Origin of the sequence: Dactylosporangium sucinum (assembly GCF_014647515.1) — a bacterium.
Taxonomy (GTDB): Bacteria; Actinomycetota; Actinomycetes; order Mycobacteriales; family Micromonosporaceae; genus Dactylosporangium; species Dactylosporangium sucinum.
In genome coordinates this window covers 39,296-60,315 of the sequence record NZ_BMPI01000044.1, presented here as the reverse complement: position 1 = coordinate 60,315, position 21,020 = coordinate 39,296, and the positions used below count along the sequence as shown (strand labels likewise).

The 21,020-nt window shown below is 71.5% G+C and carries 21 protein-coding genes; 6 read left to right on the top strand and 15 right to left on the bottom strand.

Annotation, left to right across the window (positions count from 1 at the left end; all coding sequences use genetic code 11):
* Position 1 precedes the first annotated feature (1 nt).
* The 4 genes from IEZ31_RS36125 to IEZ31_RS36110 all read right to left on the bottom strand — a co-directional run bounded on the left by IEZ31_RS36125 (position 2) and on the right by IEZ31_RS36110 (position 2,908).
* Positions 2–205, bottom strand: coding sequence for a helix-turn-helix transcriptional regulator (locus IEZ31_RS36125; RefSeq protein WP_190254573.1), 204 nt, complete (start codon positions 203–205; stop codon positions 2–4).
* Positions 202–1,941, bottom strand: a complete 1,740-nt coding sequence (locus tag IEZ31_RS36120; RefSeq protein ID WP_229836158.1) for a replication initiator — start codon at positions 1,939–1,941, stop codon at positions 202–204. Before IEZ31_RS36120 ends, IEZ31_RS36125 begins: the two co-directional genes overlap by 4 nt.
* Before the next feature lie 170 nt (positions 1,942–2,111).
* A complete protein-coding gene (locus IEZ31_RS36115) occupies positions 2,112–2,354 on the bottom strand; it encodes a hypothetical protein (RefSeq protein ID WP_190254571.1) in 243 nt (80 codons plus the stop codon).
* A complete protein-coding gene (locus IEZ31_RS36110; protein ID WP_190254570.1) occupies positions 2,351–2,908 on the bottom strand; it encodes a hypothetical protein in 558 nt (185 codons plus the stop codon). The genes IEZ31_RS36115 and IEZ31_RS36110 overlap by 4 nt, the downstream gene beginning before the upstream one ends.
* Before the next feature lie 222 nt (positions 2,909–3,130).
* On the opposite strand from IEZ31_RS36110, the gene IEZ31_RS36105 reads away from it, so the two are divergent.
* Complete coding sequence (locus IEZ31_RS36105; protein ID WP_190254569.1) at positions 3,131–3,946, top strand: GntR family transcriptional regulator; 816 nt, start codon at positions 3,131–3,133, stop codon at positions 3,944–3,946.
* Between the two features lie 934 nt (positions 3,947–4,880).
* Here the strand turns inward: IEZ31_RS36105 and IEZ31_RS36100 are convergent.
* The 3 genes from IEZ31_RS36100 to IEZ31_RS36090 form a co-directional block, all read right to left on the bottom strand.
* The gene (locus IEZ31_RS36100) at positions 4,881–5,243 is read right to left on the bottom strand and encodes a hypothetical protein (RefSeq protein WP_190254568.1); all 363 of its coding nucleotides are present in this window, start codon (positions 5,241–5,243) and stop codon (positions 4,881–4,883) included.
* Between the two features lie 270 nt (positions 5,244–5,513).
* The gene (locus IEZ31_RS36095) at positions 5,514–6,305 is read right to left on the bottom strand and encodes a zinc metalloprotease (RefSeq protein ID WP_190254567.1); all 792 of its coding nucleotides are present in this window, start codon (positions 6,303–6,305) and stop codon (positions 5,514–5,516) included.
* A gap of 170 nt (positions 6,306–6,475) precedes the next feature.
* On the bottom strand, positions 6,476–7,111 hold the full coding sequence (locus IEZ31_RS36090) for a response regulator transcription factor (RefSeq protein WP_190254566.1): 636 nt from the start codon (positions 7,109–7,111) through the stop codon (positions 6,476–6,478).
* A gap of 177 nt (positions 7,112–7,288) precedes the next feature.
* Here IEZ31_RS36090 and IEZ31_RS36085 point away from each other — a divergent pair, with 177 nt between their 5' ends.
* A complete protein-coding gene (locus IEZ31_RS36085; protein WP_190254565.1) occupies positions 7,289–7,630 on the top strand; it encodes an MmcQ/YjbR family DNA-binding protein in 342 nt (113 codons plus the stop codon).
* Here IEZ31_RS36085 and IEZ31_RS36080 read toward each other — a convergent pair.
* Genes IEZ31_RS36080 through IEZ31_RS36070 form a run of 3 tightly spaced genes read right to left on the bottom strand, consistent with a single transcriptional unit; the run spans position 7,608 to position 10,337 of the window.
* Positions 7,608–8,873 (bottom strand): sensor histidine kinase, encoded by a 1,266-nt coding sequence (locus IEZ31_RS36080; protein ID WP_190254564.1) that lies wholly within the window; start codon positions 8,871–8,873, stop codon positions 7,608–7,610. The two genes, IEZ31_RS36085 and IEZ31_RS36080, sit on opposite strands and share 23 nt — an antisense overlap.
* Positions 8,874–8,904: 31 nt before the next feature.
* Positions 8,905–9,303 carry a DUF3224 domain-containing protein gene (locus IEZ31_RS36075; RefSeq protein ID WP_190254563.1) on the bottom strand — a complete coding sequence of 133 codons (399 nt, stop codon included), beginning with the start codon at positions 9,301–9,303 and terminating at the stop codon, positions 8,905–8,907.
* Between the two features lie 29 nt (positions 9,304–9,332).
* Complete coding sequence (locus IEZ31_RS36070) at positions 9,333–10,337, bottom strand: sensor histidine kinase (RefSeq protein WP_190254562.1); 1,005 nt, start codon at positions 10,335–10,337, stop codon at positions 9,333–9,335.
* Between the two features lie 109 nt (positions 10,338–10,446).
* Between IEZ31_RS36070 and IEZ31_RS36065 the strand changes: the two genes are divergently transcribed.
* The 4 genes from IEZ31_RS36065 (at position 10,447) to IEZ31_RS36050 (ending at position 15,629) form a co-directional block, all read left to right on the top strand.
* Complete coding sequence (locus tag IEZ31_RS36065) at positions 10,447–12,345, top strand: sensor histidine kinase (RefSeq protein WP_190254561.1); 1,899 nt, start codon at positions 10,447–10,449, stop codon at positions 12,343–12,345.
* The gene (locus tag IEZ31_RS36060) at positions 12,342–13,049 is read left to right on the top strand and encodes a response regulator transcription factor (RefSeq protein ID WP_229836157.1); all 708 of its coding nucleotides are present in this window, start codon (positions 12,342–12,344) and stop codon (positions 13,047–13,049) included. The genes IEZ31_RS36065 and IEZ31_RS36060 overlap by 4 nt, the downstream gene beginning before the upstream one ends.
* 93 nt (positions 13,050–13,142) lie before the next feature.
* Positions 13,143–13,883 carry a hydrolase gene (locus IEZ31_RS36055; protein ID WP_190254559.1) on the top strand — a complete coding sequence of 247 codons (741 nt, stop codon included), beginning with the start codon at positions 13,143–13,145 and terminating at the stop codon, positions 13,881–13,883.
* A gap of 75 nt (positions 13,884–13,958) precedes the next feature.
* Complete coding sequence (locus tag IEZ31_RS36050) at positions 13,959–15,629, top strand: ATP-binding protein (RefSeq protein WP_190254558.1); 1,671 nt, start codon at positions 13,959–13,961, stop codon at positions 15,627–15,629.
* Here IEZ31_RS36050 and IEZ31_RS36045 read toward each other — a convergent pair.
* The 5 genes from IEZ31_RS36045 to IEZ31_RS36025 form a co-directional block, all read right to left on the bottom strand.
* On the bottom strand, positions 15,595–17,082 hold the full coding sequence (locus tag IEZ31_RS36045) for a glycosyltransferase family 2 protein (protein WP_190254557.1): 1,488 nt from the start codon (positions 17,080–17,082) through the stop codon (positions 15,595–15,597). The two genes, IEZ31_RS36050 and IEZ31_RS36045, sit on opposite strands and share 35 nt — an antisense overlap.
* The gene (locus tag IEZ31_RS36040; protein ID WP_190254556.1) at positions 17,079–18,257 is read right to left on the bottom strand and encodes a HEAT repeat domain-containing protein; all 1,179 of its coding nucleotides are present in this window, start codon (positions 18,255–18,257) and stop codon (positions 17,079–17,081) included. The genes IEZ31_RS36045 and IEZ31_RS36040 overlap by 4 nt, the downstream gene beginning before the upstream one ends.
* Complete coding sequence (locus IEZ31_RS36035; RefSeq protein WP_190254555.1) at positions 18,254–18,628, bottom strand: response regulator transcription factor; 375 nt, start codon at positions 18,626–18,628, stop codon at positions 18,254–18,256. The genes IEZ31_RS36040 and IEZ31_RS36035 overlap by 4 nt, the downstream gene beginning before the upstream one ends.
* An 18-nt stretch (positions 18,629–18,646) precedes the next feature.
* Positions 18,647–19,300: an SRPBCC family protein gene (locus IEZ31_RS36030; RefSeq protein WP_190254554.1), complete on the bottom strand. Its 654-nt coding sequence runs from the start codon at positions 19,298–19,300 to the stop codon at positions 18,647–18,649.
* Between the two features lie 155 nt (positions 19,301–19,455).
* Positions 19,456–21,018: a S8 family peptidase gene (locus IEZ31_RS36025; protein ID WP_190254553.1), complete on the bottom strand. Its 1,563-nt coding sequence runs from the start codon at positions 21,016–21,018 to the stop codon at positions 19,456–19,458.
* Between the last annotated feature and the right edge of the window lie 2 nt (positions 21,019–21,020).

Sequence of the window (21,020 nt, the reverse complement as noted above, 5' to 3'; positions counted from 1 at the left end):
GTCACCTCCTCTCGGGTTCAAGGTCGCGGAACCACTGCCGTACTGCTTCGGGGTCGTAGCGCAGATGGCGACCGACACGGCGTCCTGCTGGGCCGTAACGGCGCTTGCGCCAGGTGTAGAGCGTCTCGGGCGGCACGCCGAGGTACTCGCCGACGTCGTGCACGGTCCACAAGCGCTCTCGCTCGCTAGTCGTGGTGGTGGTCATGGACCTCCTGTCCTGCTGGGTTTCGCGGCCTCCGGGAGTGGAGTTGCCGAAAGTTGGGCGCGGGCGCGGTTGAGGTGTTGTCGCCATCGGTCGCGGGCGGCGATGGCGGCGAGGATGCGGTGTTGGTAGGACGGCACGTCCGGGTCGTCCGGGCGGGCAAGCTCGTAGTAGTACCGGTCACCTGTCGGGGTGTCGTTGCCCGGTTCGCCGGGGTTGGGCGCGTCGGCCTGGTCGTGGTGGTCGGCCTGGTCCTCGGCGTCGGGGTAGTTGGTGAGGACGGCGCGGACCCATGCGGCGTTGTCGGTGCGGATGTCGGCCAGGGTGCGGGCGGACCAGTTGCGGGAGACGAGGACGCGGCGGCCGGTGAAGCCGAGGGTGGCGGGCTGGTGGACCTTGCCCTTGCAGCGGCCGGGGACGAGGCCGGGTTTGGCGTTCTTCGGCTGGACGCCGTAGAGCAGCCAGTTCGCGCACGTGGGTGAGCAGGGCAGGGTTGAGAGTTCGGCGTGCATCCGGTCGAAGTGCGCCTGTTGCGGGTCGGAGTCGGCGCGGGCGGTCTCGGTGACGTCTTTGGTGACGTACTTGGTGACGTAGCGGATGGAGCGTTCTGTGTCCTTGTCGCCGTGGTTGATGCCGCGCGGGTCGATGCGGCCCATGCGGATCACGTAGGCGGGTTCCGCGTCGGGGTTGGCGTCGATGGTGTCGAGCGCGGTTTCCCAGTCTGGCAACGGGTTCCGCGTCTTGGGGTCCACATAGGACTTCCGGGCCTTGTCGTACTCCGGTGCCCGGTCCACGGTGTAGACCGGCTTGTCGAAGTGGGGCCACCACACCTGGTGGTAGGTGGCGGCGGCGACGAGGCGCCAGAGCTTGCGAGGCAGGGTGCCACGCACGGCGAAGTGGGCGTGTGGGGCGAGGCGGCGTTGCAGCTCGACGGCTCCGGCGTACTGCACGTTCCACCCGACAGCGCGGCGCAGGTTCTGCCACCACCGGTCCAGCAGCGCGGCGAAGTGGATCGCGTCGAGCGCGGCCCGCCGGTAGTCGTAGCTGGCCGGGTCCAGCGGCGTGCCCAGCAGCGGATCGCGTTCACCGTGCCGGGTGCCGCACTCGCACGGGACCAGGTACGAGCCCCGCCGGAAACTGGTGTGTACGGCACCGTAGCCGGGCAGGGTGACCGTGAGCAGGGTCGAGGGGCGGCGGGTTTCACCGTCAGCGTCGGTGTAGGCCCGGCCGACCGTGTGGGCCGACATCGCCGGGCGGGGCAGGTCCGGTGTGTCCTGACGGCGGCGGGTCGAGCGGGTCCGCGGTTCCTTCGGGGTGCGGTCGGTCGGGGTGAGGTTGCCGCGCAGCGGGGCGTCGGCGAGCTCGGCGTCGAGGTCTGCGATCTGCCGATCGAGGATCTCGACCTGGTCGAAGTCGGCGAGCATCTCGGCGCGGCGCCGGTCGAACTCCAGATCGGCGCGGGCGCGGACCAGGTCGAGAACCTCGTCGGCAGGCCGGTCGACCGGCGGCGTCGGTTCGGTGTCGAGGTGCCAGCCCTCGCGGATCTGCTGGATGCGCAGGCGCCGGTTGCGTTCCGCGCACGGCTTGCACTTCGCCGCGAGGCGGGCACCGCACGGGATCTCGACCACCTCGGTGCGGCCGGTGTCCCGGTCGGTACGGCGCACCAGGACCGGGCGGACACAGACACCGGCATGCTCGGCGAGAAGCCGCAGGACGAGCTGTGCGGGTGGCCGGCGCATCCGGTCAGCGCGGGAGCCAGGACGCGGCTCGACCACGCCAGCGTCGGCAGCGCTGTCGGCTGGGGTGTCAACCTCGGCTTGACGCTCAACCGCCGGGGTGGGCGGGAGCGGGGAGGCGTGTGGGGTGAGCCCCGGCGGACCGGGGGTCACCTGTCGTAGTGCGGTCACGGTCACGGGTGGCTCACCGTTGACACGTAGGTGTCAAAGACCCGGTGGAGCAGGCCGTTGTAGACGGCCGGTACCGGCTCGCGGTGGTTCTCCCACAGGAAGACCAGCCGGAGCAGGAACCACACCTGCGGCAACGTGATGCCGTCACGATCAGCCAGGATCTTCATCCGGCCGACCATCTGTACCGGCTCCCAACCCCGCGCGAGGCGGAGCTGACGCCAGCGGATGGTGTCCGCCGTGTTCATGCGGCCACCGCCACCATCTGGACCGTCTGCGCTGCCGTACGGCAGGAGGCGGTCAGGTGGTGTGCCAGGTCATGCGCGTGCCGGGCACGCTCGTCCGACGACCAGAGAAGACGTCGGGTGTCCATGACCTCACGCCAGGTCAGCGCGTCAGCGAGGATCGCCCGGTTCAGCCGGGTCGCCTGCCGCGCACCTGCCCGCACCGCGTCCAGACCGGCAATCGCCAGACCTTCAGCAGCCAGCACCGCGACCGCAGTCGCAGGCGTCGAGCACGACAACGGCCGACCAGACATGTGAATCGCCATGGCGAGTTCCTCATGCGTGAGGGTCGCCACCAGCGCGGCAGGGGACGAGATGGGCGAGGAGCAGGTGTCAGCAGCCGCAGCAACGCTACGGACGCGCGGGAAGTGCGCCACCGGGCCGTTCCCCGGGATGCGGTCCACGCCGAGCGGCAGGCTGTTCGGCTCGATGAGTGCTCCAGCCGCCGAGGGCGCCGAGAGCGGACCAGAGTTGGTTGAGGCGCTGCGCAGGGTGGTGGAGATACGCTGACGAGGCATCGTTTGGTCCCTTCGCTAGGAGATCCGATGCACCGGCCTCGACGGGTGCCAGCCCGTCGGGGCCTTTTTGCTGCGCGTCGAAACCGACACCGTCTTAGAGTAGGGCGACTTGACACTCGTGTCTACGAGTGTCATCTACTCAAGCACCCGACTGCAGTTACTCACGAGTCCACGACTATGATGAGCCTGTACGACGGCGCCCGAAAAAGCGGAGGTGACAGCGTGTCTCCCATCAACCGTCGATCAGACCGCCCGGTCTACAAGCAGGTAGCCGATGACCTGCGCAGGCGCATCAACGAAGGAGAGTTCGCAGCGGGAGCTGCGCTGCCCTCGGAGCCGACCCTCTCGGAGCAGTACGACGGGGTGTCTCGCACGATCGTGCGGCAGGGGCTAGGGATCTTGAAGAACGAGGGGCTGATCCACTCGCACCACGGCAAGGGCTGGTTCGTTCGCGCTCAACGTCCGGTGCGCCGTATGGCGTCCAGCCGCTACCAGGCGGAGTTGGACCAGGTCGGCCGCGCCGAGAGTGAACGCGACGCGACCCCCTTCTACTACGATCACAAAGGGTTCGAGCAGTTCGAACTTCAGCGGACACTGACTGAGGTGCCCGCTGATGATGAGCTGGCGGAGGTCTTTCGCGTCCCAGTCGGCACCATGCTTCTGTGCCGCGAGTTCACCTTCGTTTTCGACGGCACGCCGCATCGAAGGTCTTACAGCTACTTGCTCCTAGACATGGTGCAGGGCACGCCGATTACCGACCCTGCTAACGAGCCATGGCCCGGCGGCACGATGGCTCAACTAGACAGCGTGGGCGTTCGAGTGACTGCGGTGGATGAGATCGTTCGCTCCCGAATGCCGAACCCCGACGAGATCGCTGCTCTGGATATCGACGACGGGGTTCCCGTTGTTGCTGTCCGGCGCATCATGTACGCGGGTGAAAAGCCGGTAGAGGCATGTGTCGATATCGTCATCCCAGCCGATCGGGTCGTGTTGTACTACCGTACGGAGCTGCTGGACCCCCGAAGGGGACAGCGATGACAGCGGGTTGGCTCAGGGCGCTACTCACGCGAGGAGAGTGGCGCCCAAGCACGGACGAGCGGAGCGCCGCGAACTACCTGCTGGCACACCTGAGTTGGTCACCGGAGGACGACTCACTAGCAGCCAGGCAACGCTTTGCAGCGCAGGCAGTAGCAACGATCCGGGGCCTAGTACAACAGAGCGGGCCAAGCTTCTACCGCTCCGAACCTGCGAGCCTTTACAGCGTACTGGGCGCCCTGATAGCTCAAATGAGCCCGCTACAGCTCCCGCTCGATCGGGCCGCAGGAAGTGACCTCGAAGCCTGGATGCTCTCCGAAGTACCCGACCTCCGGATCAGGCTATCCAACGCCGAAGTTAGCGTGAGTGAGCTACGGGACCTGCTCAACGCGACTATCGCCGCGTAAGGCTTTTCACTGCCGATTTGTTCTCTACATAGATCAAGGCGCCGCTGACGCGGCGCACCGTGGCGCCTGGGGGTCGCTTCGCGCCCTGCCGCTTACGCCTTCGGCGACGCGGCAGGCAAGCCCCCCGCGCCCGCACCGGATCAACGGCACCGAACAAGGAGAACAACAGCAAAACGGCTCGCCGCCATCAGGTCCAGGCCCAACCGCACGCTACGAGGATGCCAGTGGTTGCGGCCGGGCATCACCCTCCCCGCCGCCATTGTTCAAACGGAGAGCCGACCTTGCCAAGGTCGTTCGTCCAGTAGGGCGCTCCACCTTGACAAGGTCGGCTCTCCGCAAACCCTGTCACCGGTGAGGGCGACGCCCTCAGTGCGAGTGTTACGCCTCGAATCAACGTGGCCCTGTGGCTCTGACGGCCGGAGTTGGCCCCCCACCAGGGCCGTCAACCTGTGGGGCCTGTCGCGCGTTGGGTTGCTGGCGCGGCGCGCGCCGCACCGTCGAGAGGCAATGCAGACCGGCGCCTGACCAAACTAGGCTGGGCGTTTCAGCACCAGGACCCGTGCCGACGGCTGGGCCGAATCGATCGTTCCTTTTTGATGGTATGACACCTCAATCTCGCCGATGGCCTCCCATCCCTCCACACCGGCCTGTCGCACGTCGGCGGCAAACTCGGTGAGCGCCTGGTCAAAGCTCTCGCGGGTTCCTCGAAACAGGTCGATAAACCGGTACTCCCATCGAGTCATGACGGAATTTTGGCACGCATCGCCGATGCACGGGATCGGCCAGCCGCATAGTTTGGGCCGTTCGATGAGACTGATGCGCGTCTTCGTCTTGCTTCCGCGTTCGAAGGGACCACCGACGGGCACCGAAAGGCCCGCTTCCAGCGTCGTCACAGCGGGTATGCGTACGGCCGGGCCGCGGGCCCCCAGCGGTGCGGGTGTCAAGCTCGCCTTTGACACGTACGTGTCAGCATGGGGAGCACGCAGCGTGTAGATCAACACGATTCCCAAGCTCACAGTTGGCACTGCGGCACAACGCGCTCAGGCCGTCTCCAGGCCGTCAGACGTTGACCAGCGCTGACCGACAACGACCGGCGCCGGTCGCCTTTGCCCAGTTCACCGAGGGTGAGCGCGTCGGCCACCAGCACCGGTGGAGACGGTAGATCAATTGGTGCCGTACTGCTGCTTCAGCGTCAGATAGTCGCCGAGCCCCAGCCCGCGGTACGCGGTCGAGCAGTCGGGCAGGCCGTCCGTCATCGTCAGCGAGCCGTGCTCGGCGAAGGCCACGTGCCCCAGCCCGAACGCGTGCCCGAACTCGTGGGTCACGGTGCCCTCGAGGTCCCAGCGCGACCCGCAGTCGGCCGGCGTGCGCAGGAAGAACAGCCCCGGGGTGTCGTCGATGAGGATGTCGGCCTCGACGCTGCGGCCGTTGCTCTTGTCGCCGAACCACCAGATGCAGGTGACGGCGAGCAGGCCCTTGTTGAGCCGGCCGAACGACACCGCGTTGTGGCCGTCCCGCTCGCCGCAGCCCCCGTCGGCGGTGACGCCGGCCCGGTGGTCGGTCCGCCCGGTGTACGACTCCTGGATCCCCAGGTTCTCGGGCAGGCCGCAGTCGTTGCGGCCGGTGTCCACGGTCGTGGCCGCGTTGCGCAGGGCGGAGACGACGTCGGCGCGGTCGCCGAGGTACGCCGGGATCGTCTGCTCGTTGACCCGCCAGCGCAGCGAGCTGCGCCACCGCATCCCCAGCCAGGTGCCGGCCGGATCGGCGCACCGGGCGCCGTCCTGGCCGGTCTGTGCGGGATCGCCGGTCGGCGGTCCGGGGATCACCGGCAGCCAGCCCTTCGACACCCCCGCGCTGGACACGTGCAGTGACGGGGCCGGGCCGCCGGGCGGTCCGGTCACCAGCGCGAGCGCGCAGACGAGCAGCAGGAAAAGTCCCTGCCGGGACTTCGACACGCGTTCATTCTGGTCCGCGCCACCACCCGGAGGAGTGACTTTCGGTAAATGCGCCCGAGACGCCATGGCGCGCAGGATTCCCCCGGCCGGTCGATCGACACCTGGGTGGCAACCGGCAGCCGGGTGATCGTCGGACCGGCGTCACGACCACGTTGCGTCACGGTGCGCCGTCAGGCGGCGTCGACCGAGACGAGCAGGCCCTGGTTGACGGCGGCCATGAGCGCCTGGGAGCGGTTGTTCACGCGCAGCTTGCTGTACAGGCGGGACACGTAGGTCTTCACCGTCGCCTCGGAGACGGACAGCCGCTGCGCGATCGTCGGCAGGCTGAGCCCGTCACGCATCAGCGACAGCACCTCCTGCTCGCGCTGGCTCAGCAGGCCCGACTGCCCGCGCCGGCGGGACAGCGCCGACGACAGCCCGGGCGCGGTGAACGAGTGCGGCGCGACCGCGGCGTGCCGGATGGCGGCGAGGACCGAGGAGATCGGCGCGGCCTTGGTGACGTACGCCGACAGCCCGGCGTCGAGCGCGCGGTACAGCAGGTTGTCGTCGCTGATCGCGCTCAGCAGCACCACCCCGAGGTCGGGGCTGCCGGCGCGCAGCCGGCGGGCGAGCGTGATGCCGTCGGTGTCGGCGAGCGACGCGTCGATCGTCACGACGTCGGCCCGGGTCTCGGCCACGACGCGTTCGGCCTCGGTGGCGCTGCCCGCCTCACCGACCAGGGTGATGTCGGGGACGGTGGCCACGACCCGGTTGAGACCGAGCCGGAGCAGGACGTGTTCGTCGACGGCGACCAAGCGGATCGTCATCCTGGGTGCTCCTCGGGGAAAAGGCGTCGTGACCTGCGATGGCGTTGCTCAGCAAGCGTCGCAGCGCGCCCGGCGCACGAGCCAGATGCTGCACTGGACCTGCGCTCGTCGGCACCCGTGCTGCACCGCAGGACAATCGGACAGCGGTGGACACCGTCGCCTTCTAGGCTCGAAGTCATGCCTGAACTGGTGGACCGCGTGCGAGAGATCTGCCTGGCGTTCCCGGGCGTCACCGAGAAGCTCAGCCACGGCACGCCGCTGTGGTCGGCCCGCAAGGGCTTCGTGCAGATCTGGCCGGACGGCCACCACGACAACGACTTCCCGCACCTGTGGTGCGCCGCCCCGCCCGGCGCGCAGGAGTCCCTGATCGCCAGGGATCCGCGGCGGTACTTCCGGCCGCCCTACGTCGGGCACCGCGGCTGGGTCGGCATGCGGCTCGACGCGGAGCCCGACTGGGACGACGTCGAGGAGCTGTGCGAGCTGGCCTACCGCACGGTCACGCCAGCAGCTCGAGGTTGATCCGCTCCGGCGGCTTCGGGAGCGTGACGCGGACGGTGGTGCCGCCGCCCGGGGTACCGTCGATGACCAGCGCGGCGTCGTGGGCCTCGATGATGCGCCGGCACGTGGCCAGGCCGATGCCCGACCCCTCGATGTCCGGCCGCAGCCGGGTGAGCATCTCGGTCACCCGCGGCCGGTCCTCCGGCGGGATGCCGATGCCGTTGTCGGCGACGTGCACCGTCCAGCCGGTCGGCGTCTCGGCGCCGGTCAGCCGGATGTGGCAGGGCCGGCCGGGGTCGCGGAACTTCACCGCGTTGCTGAGCAGGTTCTGCAGGAGCACGCGCAGCTGGGTCACGTCGCCGTGGACGGTCGGCAGCGGCTCGATCTCGACCGTCGCCCGGGCCGCCGCGACGGCCGTGCCGATGTCCTCGACGACCTGGTGCGCGACGGTGTCGAGCGGGACGTCGGTGAAGGACGGCCGGCCGCCGACCGAGGCGAGCGACAGCACGTCCTCGATCATGCGCCACATGCGGGTCGCCGACGACAGCGCCTTGTCGACGCAGCGCTTCGCCACCGGGTCGTGCTCGACCGCCGGGACGTCGGAGAGCATCGCGACGAAGCCGAGCACGCCGGTGAGCGGGTTCTTCAGGTCGTGGCTGACCTGCCCGGCGAAGTGCTGCAGCGACGCGTTCGAGCGCTGCAGCTCCTTGCTGGTCCGGTGCACCTGGTCGAGCGCCTGCTCCAGCAGCCGGCCGTGCCGGTGCAGCTCCATCACGTCCATCACCATGCGGGCCAGCTTGTCGAGGCCCGCGCGCTGCGGCGGGGTCAGGTCGTGCGGCGTGCCGTCGAACACGCAGAGCGTGCCGAGCGTGTGGCCGTCCCTGTCGCGCAGCTGCGCCGAGGCGTAGAAGCGCACGTGGTCGATCTCGCCGGTGACGAACGGGCTGTGGGCGAACCGCGGGTCCAGCGTCGCGTCGCGCACGACCACGGTCCCCGGCTCGACCATCGCGATCGCGCACATCGAGTCCTCGCGGTCGCAGACGCCGGCGTCGAAGCCGTAGGCGGCCAGCTGGTGCTGCCGGGACGCGGAGATGATGTTCACGACCGCGTTCGGCACGCCGCAGACGTAGGCCGCCAGCTCCACGACGGCCGGCAGGTCGGGCAGCGGCGGGCCGCCGACGATGCCGTACGTCGCCAGTGACCGCAGCCGCTCCTGCTCGTCGGCGGGGACCGGGTACGTGCGCTGCCGCGTGGTGCTGGTCATAGCGCCGACGATAGGGGCCGACGGTTGCAGGTCAGCCCAGTTCGTAGTCCAGCACCAGCGTGTGCGCCCCGTCCCCGGCGATGACGATCTCCGCCGCGCCGCGCAGGCCGGTCAGCTCGCCGGTGCCGGTGTCGGGCACGACGGTCCAGGAGCCCTCCCGGCGTCCGCCGGAGCCGGTCGCGGTGTGGTGCAGCACGAACGTCCCGGCGCGCCCGTGCAGGCTGCCGGCGAGGCGCTCGAAGCCGACGTACGCGGCGGATCCCTCGACCGCCGCGCCGCACATGATGGTCTCGGCCTCGCTGGTGCCGTCGAAGTCGCCGGTGAAGGTCTTCCTGATGCGGGTGCGCGACAGGCGGGCGCCCGGCCGCTCGTCGTAGACGTCCTCAACCCACTCGTCGATGCTGAACGGCGCGGTGGCCCGGTTTCCCATGCGCACCAGCCTGCCCGAGAATCCTGACATCAACTGTCAGGTACGTCCGGGAGGGTGATCCGCACGGTCACGCCGGGCCGGTCGGCCGAGGTCACCATCGAGCCGCCGTGCCGGGCGGCGATCTCGCGGGCCAGCATGAGGGCGAGCGCGCCGGTGCGGTGCTCGTCCGGGTGGTCGGGGTGCGGGACGCGCAGCGACAGCAGCCGCTCGGCGGTCAGCGTCGCGGCGGTGCCGGCGGTCACGACGACCGTCCAGCGGTCGTCTTCGTGCCGGGCGTCGACGCCGATCGGTGCGCCGGCGTCGTGGGCGACGGTGACCACGCCGACCGCGGTGTGGAACAGCTGGCGCAGCAGGGCCGGGTCGCCCCGCGGTGCCGGGCCCGGCCCGACCGCCGCGCCGGTGGCCAGGCCGGTCAGCAGGCCGGCCAGGTCGACCGGCACCGGGTCGAGCGGCTCCTCGGCGGTCTCCAGCCGGGTCAGTAGCAGCAGGTCGGCCACGACGAACTGCATCCGTTCGGCGTTGCGCCGGATCACCGACAGCGCGGCCTGCCGGTCGGCCGGGCTCAGCGCCACCACGTCGTCGCCCGCCTCCAGCATCGTGGCGAACGTGACGATCGACGTCAGCGGGGTCCGCAGCTCGTGCGAGGCGACCCGGATGAACTCGGTGCGCAGGCCGGACAGCTCGGTGAGCAGCCGGTGCCGCTCCTCCAGGTCGGTCTCGGCCCGGGCCCGCAGGTACAGCTCGAGGTCGGGCGGCGTGCGCTCGCCGAGCTCCCGCACGGTCGCGCAGCCGGGGCGCAGGGCGAGCACGACGTGCAGCTCGTGGCCGTCGCGGTGGACGACCGGCGCGTCGAACGGCTGGCCGGCCGGCACGGTCGCGTCCCGCAGCCGGGCCGGCAGCAGCAGCTCGGCGAACGGGGCGCCCAGGGCCTGCTCCCGTTCGTAGCCGAACAGCTTCGTCGCCTCCGGTGGCCACGCCCTGACGACACCGCGGTCGTCGATCGGTATGTCCACCGCTTCGTCACTGATGAGCACCTGCTCGGTCCTCCGGAAACGTTACAGGACATGTCATTACATTGCGTAGGATATGCGTGTACCGACAGTAAGCGCCAAATGTCGCAAAGGCTGCCGGCCGAGGAGAGCTTTGCGTGGAGAGACCGACCGTCTGGTCGACACCGGCCTGATCGAAGGGGCCGTGGTCGACCTGGTGGTCCGTGCGGCGAACGCGGCCACCGTGGTGGACGCCCAGCGGCTCGTGGCCGAGCTGCGCGGCTTCTCCGGCGTGCGCACCGCGGAGATCGTGCCCGCGCTCACCCCGGTCGTCGGCGACCTGGACCTGCTGGCCCGGATGCCGGTCGGCCCGGCCCAGTGGGGCCAGGAGCTGCGGGTCGAGTTCAGCGCCGCGCCCGCCCGCGTGGAGCTGATGCCGGCGGCGGCCGAGATCGCCGCCGCCGCCGACCGCGCGCTCGCCCAGCCGTGCCGGGCGGTGCCGCCCCCGCCGATGCTCGGCTCGCCGCTCGCCTGGGCGATCACCACCGGCGCGCGGGCGATGATCCTCGCCGTCGACCCGGGGCGGGGCTGGAGCGCGCTGTCCGACTCGTTCACCACGGTCCTCGGCTACGACCGGCACCGGCCGCCCGACTACCGCATCCTCGACCTGATCCACCCGGACGACCGGCCGGCGGCCGTGGCCATGTTCCTCGCCTGCTGCACCGGCCGGCACCCCGACCGGGCCGTCGACCTGCGGCTGTGCACGATCGGCGGGCACTGGCGGATCATCGAGGTCGCCGCGCGCAGCTTCGTCGACGACGCCCGGGTCGGCGCGGTCGTCTTCTTCGGCCTGGACGTCACGCACCAGCGCGAGACCGAACGCACCGCCCGCCTGGAGCAGCAGCGCCTGGCCCGGCTGGTCGAGACGACCGGCGACGGGCTGCTGATGCTCGACGCGGGCGGCCGGGTCAGCCTGGCCAACCGGGCCGCGCACCGGCTGCTGGACACCGGCGTCACCGACGGCGACGCCGAGCCGATCGACTGGAGCGCGGTCATCGCGCGGGCCATCGACCGGCTCGGCGCCGACGCCGTCCGGGTGGAGCGGCTGCGCGCCCGGTTCCGCACCCGCAGCGCGGTCGTCGGCGAGGAGCTGCCGTTCGAGGACGGGCGGGTGCTGGAGCTCGACCTGGTGCCGGTCACCGGCCCCGGCGACGTCGACGGCGGCACGCTCGTCCACCTGCGCGACGTGACCGCGCGGGTCGCGGTGCGGCGCGGGCTGGAGGAGCGCAGCCGCGGCCTGGAGGAGCGCAACCAGGCGCTCGTCGAGGCCACCGCGCTCAACAACGAGTTCATCGCGAGCGTCTCCCACGAGCTGCGCGGCCCGCTCTCGTCGGTCGTCGCGTTCTCGCACCTGCTCGGCGACGTCACGACCGGCGTGCTGAGCGAGGACCAGCGCACGTACCTCGACGTCATCGACCGCAACGCCAACCGGCTGCTCCGGCTCATCGAGGACCTGCTGCTGCTGTCCCGCCTGGAGGCGCGCACCCTGCAGCTCAAGCCGGTACCGACCCGGCTGCCCGAGCTGCTCGCCGCGGCCGTGGCCGAGCGGGCGCCGGCCGCGCTGGCCGCCGGCATCGACCTCGTGCTCGACTGCGCCGACGGCCCGGAGCTCGTCTGCGACGACACCCGCGTGCACCAGGTGGTCGACAACCTGGTGAGCAACGCGGTGAAGTTCACCCCGAGCGGCGGGCGGGTCACGGTCCGGGCCGGGCCGGTGGAGCCGCCGGGAGAAGGGTGGGCGGTCGCGGTCGCGGACTCCGGTGTCGGCATTCCCGCGGCCGACCTGCCCCGGCTGTTCAGCGCGTTCTTCCGCGGTTCCAACGTTACCGCGGCGGTCGGGCGCCAGGTCATGCCCGGCACCGGACTCGGCCTGGTCGTCAGCCGGGCCATCGTCGAACTACACGGCGGCAGCATCAGCGTCGCCAGCATCGAAGGGGTCGGCACGACGGTCACGCTGTCGTTGCCCACGCGACCGGCACGAAATGGGGGATGATCGTGAGCCGACTGCTCGTCGTCGAGGACGATCCGGATATCGCCATGGCGCTGCGCCTGCTCCTCACGCGCGCGGGGCACCAGGTCGCGCATGCCAAGGACGGCCGGACCGGGCTGCGCGACGCCTACACGGAGCGGCCCGAGCTGGTCATTCTGGACATCGGGTTGCCCGGGATGGACGGGTGGCAGGTCCTGGAGCGGCTCCGTGACGTCAGCGACGTCCCGGTGCTGCTGCTCACCGCGCACGGGCAGGAGTCGGACAAGGTGCGGGGACTGCGCGGCGGTGCCGACGACTACCTCACGAAGCCGTTCACCAACGCGGAGCTGGTGGCCCGCGTCGAGGCCCTGCTGCGGCGCAGCGCCGGCCCGGCGTCGTGGGCCGACGAGGTCTACGACGACGGCGTGCTGCGCATCGACCCGGCGGCCCGGCGCACGTTCGTGGCCGGTGCCGAGGTGCGGCTGACGCCGACCGAGTTCCGGCTGCTCAACGTGCTGGTGCGGCACGCCGGGGCGGTGCTGTCGCCGAACCAGCTGCTGGCCCAGGCGTGGGACGACCCGACCGGCATCGGGCCGGAGCGGGTCAAGTTCGCCGTCCTGCGGCTGCGGCGGAAGCTCGGCTGGACCGACCCCGACGCGTCGCCGATCGAGTCGGTGCGCGGCTTCGGCTACCGGTACCGCCGGCCGGTCATGGACCGTGCGGAATAAACCCATCAGCACCCAGGCGGGACCGAGGAGCGCGACCCAGGCCGCACATCCTGGATCGCGTTCCCACCCCGCCGAGACCGAAATGGGTGCCAGATGATCGATCTCTCCGCCGACGGCCACGTCCACACCGCGTTCTCGTCCGGCCGCGACAGCGTGAGCGTGCTCGTCGCGGCCGCCGAGCAGGCCGGCCTGACGGAGCTCACCTTCGCCGATCGGGTGGGGCCGGACACCAGCTGGCTCCCGCCGTACCTCGCCTCCATCCAGCGGGCGCAGCAGCGCACCGACGTCGTGCTGCGGCGCGGGGTCGAGGTGGAGGCGATCGGCATCGACGGCTGGCTCGCCTTCCCGTCCGACCTCAGCGGCCTGGAGGTCATCTCGGTCGGCCTCAACCGGCTGCCGCTGCCGGCCGGCCTGCTCAGCCCGGACGCCGTGCGCGGCCTCGTCGACAACGGCACCATGCGCGCGCTCGACGTGATCGACCAGGTCGTCACCGTCACCGGGCTGGCCGTCGAGCGGGTCTCCCGCTACGCGCCGACCCGCCTCGCCCGTCCGCTGGACTTCCTGGCCCGCTCCGGCATCGACGAGTCCGCGGTGCCCGACGCGGCGCTCGCCGAGCTGGTCGAGGCGCTGCGGGTCAACGGCACGGTCGTGGAGGTCAGCGAGCGGCACCGGCTGCCCGGCACCCGCCTGGTGCGCGCCTGCGTCGAGCAGGGCGTGCGGCTGGTCGCCGCGAGCGACGCCGTGCGCGCCGGCGAGGTGGGCGTCTTCCGGTACGTCCGCGAGGTGTCGGCCGCACTGGCGGACGAGGCGGCGACGGCCTCCGCCGCCTGCTGAGCCCTCGGGTCCGTCCCGCCGTGGTTACCCCAAAAGTGGGGAATCGCGGCGGGTCGGACCCTTAGCATCAAGATTGTGCCGAAGGATCGCGAACTCGTCCTCGTCTCGCTGCTGCAGGAGGCGACCCGGATCGCGAACGAGGCCGACCATCTCCTGGACGCCGGGCTGCCCGTGCTGCGGGCCGTGTGCCAGGCGACCGGCTGGCAGGCCGGCCACATGTGGCTTCCCCACGAGACCGACCGGCGGATCTTCGTCCCCACCGGCATCTGGCACGAGGAGCGGCCCGGCGCCTTCGCCGAGCTGCGCGCGGCCACCGGCGACCGCCGCTTCGGCCTCGCCGGCATCGCCGCCGAGGCGGCCCGCACCGGCCGGCCGGTCTGGGTCGCCGACGTGCGCGCCTCCTCGTCGTTCCTGCGCGACCCGGTCGCCGGCGTCGGCTCGGCGATCGCGTTCCCCGTCACGGCCCGCGGCGTGACCGCGGCGGTGCTGGAGTTCTTCACGCACCAGCCGGCCGACCCCGACGCCGGCCTGCTGGAGATCATGGCCGACGTCGGCATCCAGCTCGGCCGGGTCGCCGACCGCATGGCCGCCCGGCAGGCGATCGTGTTCGGCTCGCAGCGGCTCGAGCGGATCCTCGACAGCTGCGTCGAGGCGTTCGTCGCGATGGACGAGGGCGGCATGATCACCAGCTGGAACGCGGCGGCGGAGAAGGTGTTCGGGCTGTCGAAGGAGGAGGCGATCGGGCGCCGGCTCGGCGACACGATCGTCCCACCGCGGTACCGCGAGGCGCACCACCTCGGCGTCGGCCGGTTCCTGACGACGGGGGAGAAGCGCGTCCTCGACAACCGCATCGAGATCGCCGCCTGGCACACCAACGGCTACGAGTTCCCGGTCGAGCTGGCCACCTGGGCGGTGCGCGACCCGATGCTCGGCTGGACGTTCAACGCGTTCGTCCACGACATCACCGACCGGAAACGGACCGAGGACGCGCTGCGCCTGGCCTACGAGCACGAGCGCGAGGCGGTGTCCCGGCTGCGCGAGCTCGACGTGGCCAAGAGCGACTTCGTGGCGACCGTGTCGCACGAGTTCCGCACGCCGCTCACCAACGTCATCGGGCACCTGGAGGTGCTCACCTCCGGCGACGCCGGCGAGCTCAACCCGGCCCAGGCCCGCATGCTCGGCGTCATCGGCCGCAACGCCGACCGGCTCCGCGCGCTCATCGAGGACCTGCTCACCATCTCGAAGGTCGAGGCCGGCGTCTTCGACCTGGAGCTGCGCCCGACCGACCTGCACGAGGTGCTCACCGAGGCCTACAACGCCGTCGAGCCGCGGGCCAAGCGGCGCGACCACCGGCTGGTGCTCTCGGTCGAGGGGCAGCTCGGCAGGATCGAGGCCGACCCCGAGCAGCTGCAGCGGGCCCTGGTCAACCTGCTCGTCAACGGCGTCAACTTCACGCCCGACGGCGGGACCGTGGAGCTCAGCGCCCGCATCGCCGACGACCACGTCGAGATCGTCGTGCGGGACAACGGCGTCGGCATCGACCCCGAGGAGCAGCCGCGGCTGTTCACCCGGTTCTTCCGGGGCACGTTCGCGGTGCGCGAGGCCGTGCAGGGCGCCGGGCTGGGCCTCGCCATCACGAAGACGATCGTCGAGGGCCACGGCGGCGACGTGCTGGTCGACAGCATCGTCGGCCACGGCACCACGTTCACGATCAGGATTCCACGCGAGCGTCCCGTCTGGCTGTGACGGGCGGTTCGGGGGCCGGTGGCGGCGTCAGTACCGTCTGGAAGCCCGTCCGCGTCATCCGGCCCCACTCGTGCTTCGCGCCGCGGATCGCCGACCACATGCCCATGGTCCGCCAGAAGGCGGTCAGCTGGCGGTACCCGACGTTCTCCAGCAGCGACGCCAGCACCGAGGAGACCAGGTCCGTCCACCGGTGGTAGCGGTGGAACGAGTACTCCTCGACGGTGAGCGCGACGAGGTTCAGCAGCAGCGCGTAGCCGTAGGCCACGGCGACGAACACGAGCGCGAAGCCGGCGTCGATGGCGCCGACGCAGAGGCCGAGCGGCACGAGGACGACGCCGGCCAGCTCGATGACCGGGGCCAGCAGCTCGAACAGCACGTAGTAGGGCATCGCCACCAGGCCGATCCGCCCGTACCGCGGGTTCAGGATCATCCCGCGGTGCTTCGACAGGATCTCGGTGATCCCGCGGTGCCAGCGCCGGCGCTGCTTGCCGAGCACCTTGAGCGTGCTGGGCGCCTCGCTCCAGGACACCGGCTCGGCGACGAACACGATGCGGTAGTCGCGCTTCTGCTGCCGCAGGTGCCGGTGCAGGCGCACCACGAGCTCGGCGTCCTCGCCGATGCAGTCGTGGTCGAGGCCGCCGATCTCGACCAGCAGGTCGCGCCGGAAGATGCCGAACGCGCCGGAGATGATGAGCAGGCCGCCGAACCGCGACCAGCCGGTGCGGCCCAGCAGGAACGCGCGGAGGTACTCCACGACCTGCACCTTGGCCAGCCAGTTGCGCGGCATCCGCACGTCGACGATGCGGCCCGCCACGACCGTGCAGCCGTTGGCGACCCGGATGACCCCGCCGGACGCGACCGTGCGCACCGGGTCGTCGCTGAACGGCTTGGCGACCGACAGCAGGGCCTGCGGGTCGAGGATGGAGTCGGCGTCGACCATGCAGACGAGCGGGTGCTGGGCGACGTTGATGCCGGTGTTGACCGCGTCGGTCTTGCCGCCGTTCTCCTTGCGGACCACGACGAGCGGGTCCGGCCGGTCCCGCGGCACGTGCACCGAGCGGATCCGGCCGCGGGTCGGGGTCGCGTCCGGTACCACCCGGGGCACCTCGACCAGGTCGAACTCCTCCCGGAGCCGCTCGAAGGTGTCGTCGGTCGAGCCGTCGTCGATGACGATGACCTCGAAGACGGGGTATCGCAGCGCCAGCATCGCCTGCACCGACTGCACGATGCCGGCCGACTCGTTGTGCGCCGGGACGAGCACCGACACGGGCTCGGTGAGCGGGCTGCGGTACGTCTCCTCGTGGCCGGCGAAGGGCACCCGGCGCAGGTGGTGCACGAACTCGCTGCCCGCGAGCGCGATGAGGACCAGGTAGCTGGTGTTGATGAGCAGGAAGTACGCCAGGATTGCGACGTCGGTGACCCGCAGGACCTCCCGCACCCAGTCGGCGATCATGACGCCGGTTGCCGTCGGCGGTCGTCGAGGTCGGCCGCGGCCAGCGCCTCGCGGGCGTGGGCGGCGCCGAGCACCACCTCGGGGTCGGGCTCGAACCCGCCGGCGGCGTGCCGGGGCCGGACGTGCTCGCGGTGCTCGGCGGCCACCAGGGCGGCCCGGCCGGCGCTGCCGAGGCGCAGGAGGGACCGGGCGGCGTTGTGCGCGACGGCGTAGTCCGGGTCGGCCAGCAGTACCGTCAACGCCTGGGCCGACGTGACGGCCCCGAGCTCGCCGAGGGCCTTGGCCGCCTCGGCCCGCAGCGCGCCCGGCCGGTCCGGCTCCAGCGCGTCGAGCAGCGGGACCATGGCCGTGCGCGTGCCGAGCCGGCCCAGCGTGCGCGCGGCGCGGATCCGCACGTCGAGGTCGGGGTCGGCGCGCAGGGCGCTCTCCACCCGGACCGTCGCGCCCACCGCGCCGACCAGGCCCAGCACCTCGGCCGCGGTGGCCCGGACCGCCGCCCGCGGGTCGTCGAGCGCGGCCAGCAGCGCCTGCTGCGCGCCCGTGCCGAGCCGGGTGAGCGCCGTCGCCACCACCTGCGCCGGCACCGCCCGGCGGCCGGCCAGCGCGGCCAGCAGGGGCTGGGTCGCGCCCACGTCGCCGATGCGGCCGAGCGAGCGGGCGGCGACCACCCGCACGTCGGGGTCGGGGTCGCCGAGCAGGTCGCACAGCGGCAGCAGCGCGTCCCTGCGGCCGAGGTTGCCGAGCACCTCGGCGGCCTGCGCGCGCACCACCGGGTCGCGGCGCTTGAGCCGGCTGCGGGCCCGCCAGGCCGCGCCGCGGCGCTCGAAGACGTCGACCAGCGTGGCGTGTGCCTCGCCACGCACCTTGCCGAGCAGCGCGATCGCGTTCGGCTCCACCGCCAGCCAGACCTCGTCGGGCAGCCGGACCAGCTCGTCGACGAGGTTCGCCGCGTGGCTCGATCGTGGCGGCCGGACGGCACGGTCGCGTGCCGGAGCCGGGTCGTCGTCGCCGGCCGCGATCGCGAGCAGCAGCTGCCGGGCGGGCCTGGCCAGCCGGGCCCGGCGCGCCTCGCGGGCCCGGCGGACGCTGCGGCCGCCGACGATGAGCGCGCCGAGCAGGAACGCCGCGGCCAGCATGACGATCAGCGCGACGAAGGCCGCGCCCGCGAGGGTCACGTGCGCATGCGGGCCAGGACCGCCTCGACCCGGCTCACCAACTCCCGCGGGCTGAACGGTTTGACGATGTAGTCGTCGGCGCCGGCGCCGAACCCGACCTCCACGTCGCCCTCCTGGGCGCGGGCGGTGAGCAGGATGATTGGCAGCGCCTTGGTCTCCCGGTCGAGCCGCAGCTGACGGCAGACGTCGATGCCGGACATGCCGGGCATCATGACGTCGAGCACGACGAGGTCGGGCGGGTTCTCGGTGGCGGCGGTGAGCGCGGCCAGCCCGTTGTCCACGGCCATGACGTCGTACCCGGCCTGCTCCAGCTTGAACGCCACGAGGTCTCTGATGTCCATGTCGTCGTCGGCGACCAGGATCGCGGTCATCCGTCCTCCGCTTCGCTGTCAGTGCTCGCCGTGGTGCTGGGACTGGCGGGCGCGCATGATGCGGTCCTCGTTGTGCTGCATCGGGCCGAGGTTGCCGGTCGGCGGCACGCCGAGGTTCGGGCGCTCGTTCGTCCGGTGCGTGAGCCCCGACGCGGAGGCGATGTCGCGGGCGATCGACCCCGCGCTGCGCCTGCTCGCGGCCGTGGTCGCGGGCGTGGTCGTCGCGGACTGCCTGGCCTGCCTGGATTGCGGCTGCGCCGCGTGCTCCTCGCAGAAGCGCTTGAACCCCTTGAGGTCGGCCTTCAGGCGCCGGTTGAGCACCTCGACGGCGTGCTCCTCGGCGGGCATCAGCTCGCGGGCGTCGATCTGCAGCTCCGCGATGACGCGGGTCATGTCGTCGGCCATCGGCTCCAGGCGCAGCGCCTCGATCACCTGCGGCCCGTCCGTCGCCTCCCAGCAGAGGAACTCGCCGGGCCGCGACTCGGTGATGCGGGCGTCGAACTCGGCGCGGTTGCCGCCGATGTCGAGCACCATGTGGGCGGTCGAGTCGTCGATCGGCGCCAGGCTCATCACGCCGGACATGAACCGGGGGTAGTTCTCGAAGTGCATGAGCTGCTCGTAGGCGACCCGGGCGGGAACAGCCACCTCGATGGACTCTCGTGCGGTGCTCATGGTGGTCCCCCCTTGTCAGACAAGCCTTGTCAGGTCAGACCGTACCGACGGGTACGTCCGGGTTGAGACCGATTCGCGGTTTTGGTCGGTTGCTTTCCACGGTACGCGGAAGCCCCGAGCCGTGGTCCGGCCCGGGGCTTGCGGTGCGGTGCTCGTCAGAGGGTCAGGGTCCAGCTGTCCAGCGTGCCGGTGTCGCCCGCGAAGACGTCCTTGACCTGCAGGGTCCAGGTGCCGTTGCGGGCCTCGGCCGACAGGTCGACGGTGTAGGTGGCGTTCAGGTCGGCCACGTCGTCACCGGAGGTCGAGCTCTTCAGGCGGTAGCCGCTGCCGTCCGGCGCGATCAGGTCGAGGCGCAGGTCGCCGCGGTCGGTGTGCTTGACGGCGACCTTGACCGTGGCGGTCTTCGAGGCGGTGCCGGGGCAGTTGGCGACGACGACCTTGCTGGAGACGGTGGCGCGGTCGGCGATGGCGACGTCGGTGCCGTTGGTGGCGGTGTTGCAGGCCGGGGCCGGGGTCACCGGCGTGGTCGGCGTCGTCGGCGTGGTCGGGTTGCTCGGGGTGGTGTCCAGGAACGAGGCGGTGTACAGCAGCTTGTTCGGCGAGCCCGAGCCGGCGCTCTTGACGGCGCCGTCGATCGCGCCGTTGACCAGGGCGTCACGGACCTGGGCCGGGGTCGCCGCCGGGTGCGCGGCGAGGTACAGGGCGGCCGCGCCGGCCACGTGCGGGGTGGCCATCGAGGTGCCGGACATCTTCTGGGTGCCGGTGTTCGAGCTGTTCGCGCTCGACAGGATGTTCACGCCGGGCGCGAAGAGGTCGAGGCAGGAGCCGAAGTTCGAGAAGCTGGCGCGGGTGTCCTTGCTGTCGGTGGCGCCGACGGTGATCGCCTCCGGCAGGCGGGCCGGGGACTTGCCGCACGCGTTGGCCGAGTCGTTGCCGCCGGCGACCGCGTACGTGATGCCGGCCGCGATCGACTTCTTCACCGCGTTGTCGAGCGCGGTGCCGGCCGAGCCGCCGAGGCTCATGTTGGCGACGGCGGGCTTGACGGCGTTCTTGGTGACCCAGTCGACGCCGGCGATGATCTGCGAGTACGAGCCGCTGCCCTTGCAGTCGAGCACGCGGACGCCGACGAGCTTGACGTCCTTGGCGACGCCGTAGGTGGCCCCGCCGACGGTGCCGGCGACGTGCGTGCCGTGGCCCTGGCAGTCGCTCGCGTCCGCGTCGTTGTCCACGAAGTCGTAGCCGGAGCGGGCCCGGCCGCCGAACTCGCTGTGGGTCATGCGGATGCCGGTGTCGATGATGTACGCCGTCACGTTGCTCGCCGGGCCGTACGTGTACGAGCCGTTGAGCGGCAGCGCCTGCTGGTCGATGCGGTCGAGGCCCCAGGTGGCGCCGGTCTGGGTCGCCTCGACGGTGACGACGCGGTCCTGCTCGACGTAGGCGACGGCCGGGTCGGCGGCGAGGCGCCGGGCGGCCTGGGCGCTCATGCGGCCGGAGAAGCCGCGGACCGTGCTGTCGTACCGGGTGTCCACCTTGCCGCCGACCTTGCCGGCGAGCGTCTCGGAGCTGGCGGCCGACCCGTCCTTCATCACCACGATGTAGCGGTCCTGCAGCGCGCCGGCGCCGCCGGCACCCTGCACGACCCCCTCGGCCGGGGCGGCCGCGGCGAATCCGGTGAACGAGAGGGCGGAGACGGCGGCGGCAGCGGTGCCGAGGACGATGC

Bases quoted from the DNA above. Each gene is read 5' to 3' on its own strand.
- IEZ31_RS36080 (WP_190254564.1), bottom strand. From the start codon at position 8,873: ATGACCAGCACCACGCGGCAGCGCACGTACCCGGTCCCCGCCGACGAG.
- IEZ31_RS36110 (WP_190254570.1), bottom strand. From the start codon at position 2,908: ATGCCTCGTCAGCGTATCTCCACCACCCTGCGCAGCGCCTCAACCAAC.
- IEZ31_RS36045 (WP_190254557.1), bottom strand. From the start codon at position 17,082: ATGATCGCCGACTGGGTGCGGGAGGTCCTGCGGGTCACCGACGTCGCA.
- IEZ31_RS36125 (WP_190254573.1), bottom strand. From the start codon at position 205: ATGACCACCACCACGACTAGCGAGCGAGAGCGCTTGTGGACCGTGCAC.
- IEZ31_RS36060 (WP_229836157.1), top strand. From the start codon at position 12,342: ATGATCGTGAGCCGACTGCTCGTCGTCGAGGACGATCCGGATATCGCC.
- IEZ31_RS36120 (WP_229836158.1), bottom strand. From the start codon at position 1,941: ATGCGCCGGCCACCCGCACAGCTCGTCCTGCGGCTTCTCGCCGAGCAT.
- IEZ31_RS36035 (WP_190254555.1), bottom strand. From the start codon at position 18,628: ATGACCGCGATCCTGGTCGCCGACGACGACATGGACATCAGAGACCTC.
- IEZ31_RS36055 (WP_190254559.1), top strand. From the start codon at position 13,143: ATGATCGATCTCTCCGCCGACGGCCACGTCCACACCGCGTTCTCGTCC.
- IEZ31_RS36075 (WP_190254563.1), bottom strand. From the start codon at position 9,303: ATGGGAAACCGGGCCACCGCGCCGTTCAGCATCGACGAGTGGGTTGAG.
- IEZ31_RS36085 (WP_190254565.1), top strand. From the start codon at position 7,289: ATGCCTGAACTGGTGGACCGCGTGCGAGAGATCTGCCTGGCGTTCCCG.
- IEZ31_RS36115 (WP_190254571.1), bottom strand. From the start codon at position 2,354: ATGAACACGGCGGACACCATCCGCTGGCGTCAGCTCCGCCTCGCGCGG.
- IEZ31_RS36030 (WP_190254554.1), bottom strand. From the start codon at position 19,300: ATGAGCACCGCACGAGAGTCCATCGAGGTGGCTGTTCCCGCCCGGGTC.
- IEZ31_RS36090 (WP_190254566.1), bottom strand. From the start codon at position 7,111: ATGACGATCCGCTTGGTCGCCGTCGACGAACACGTCCTGCTCCGGCTC.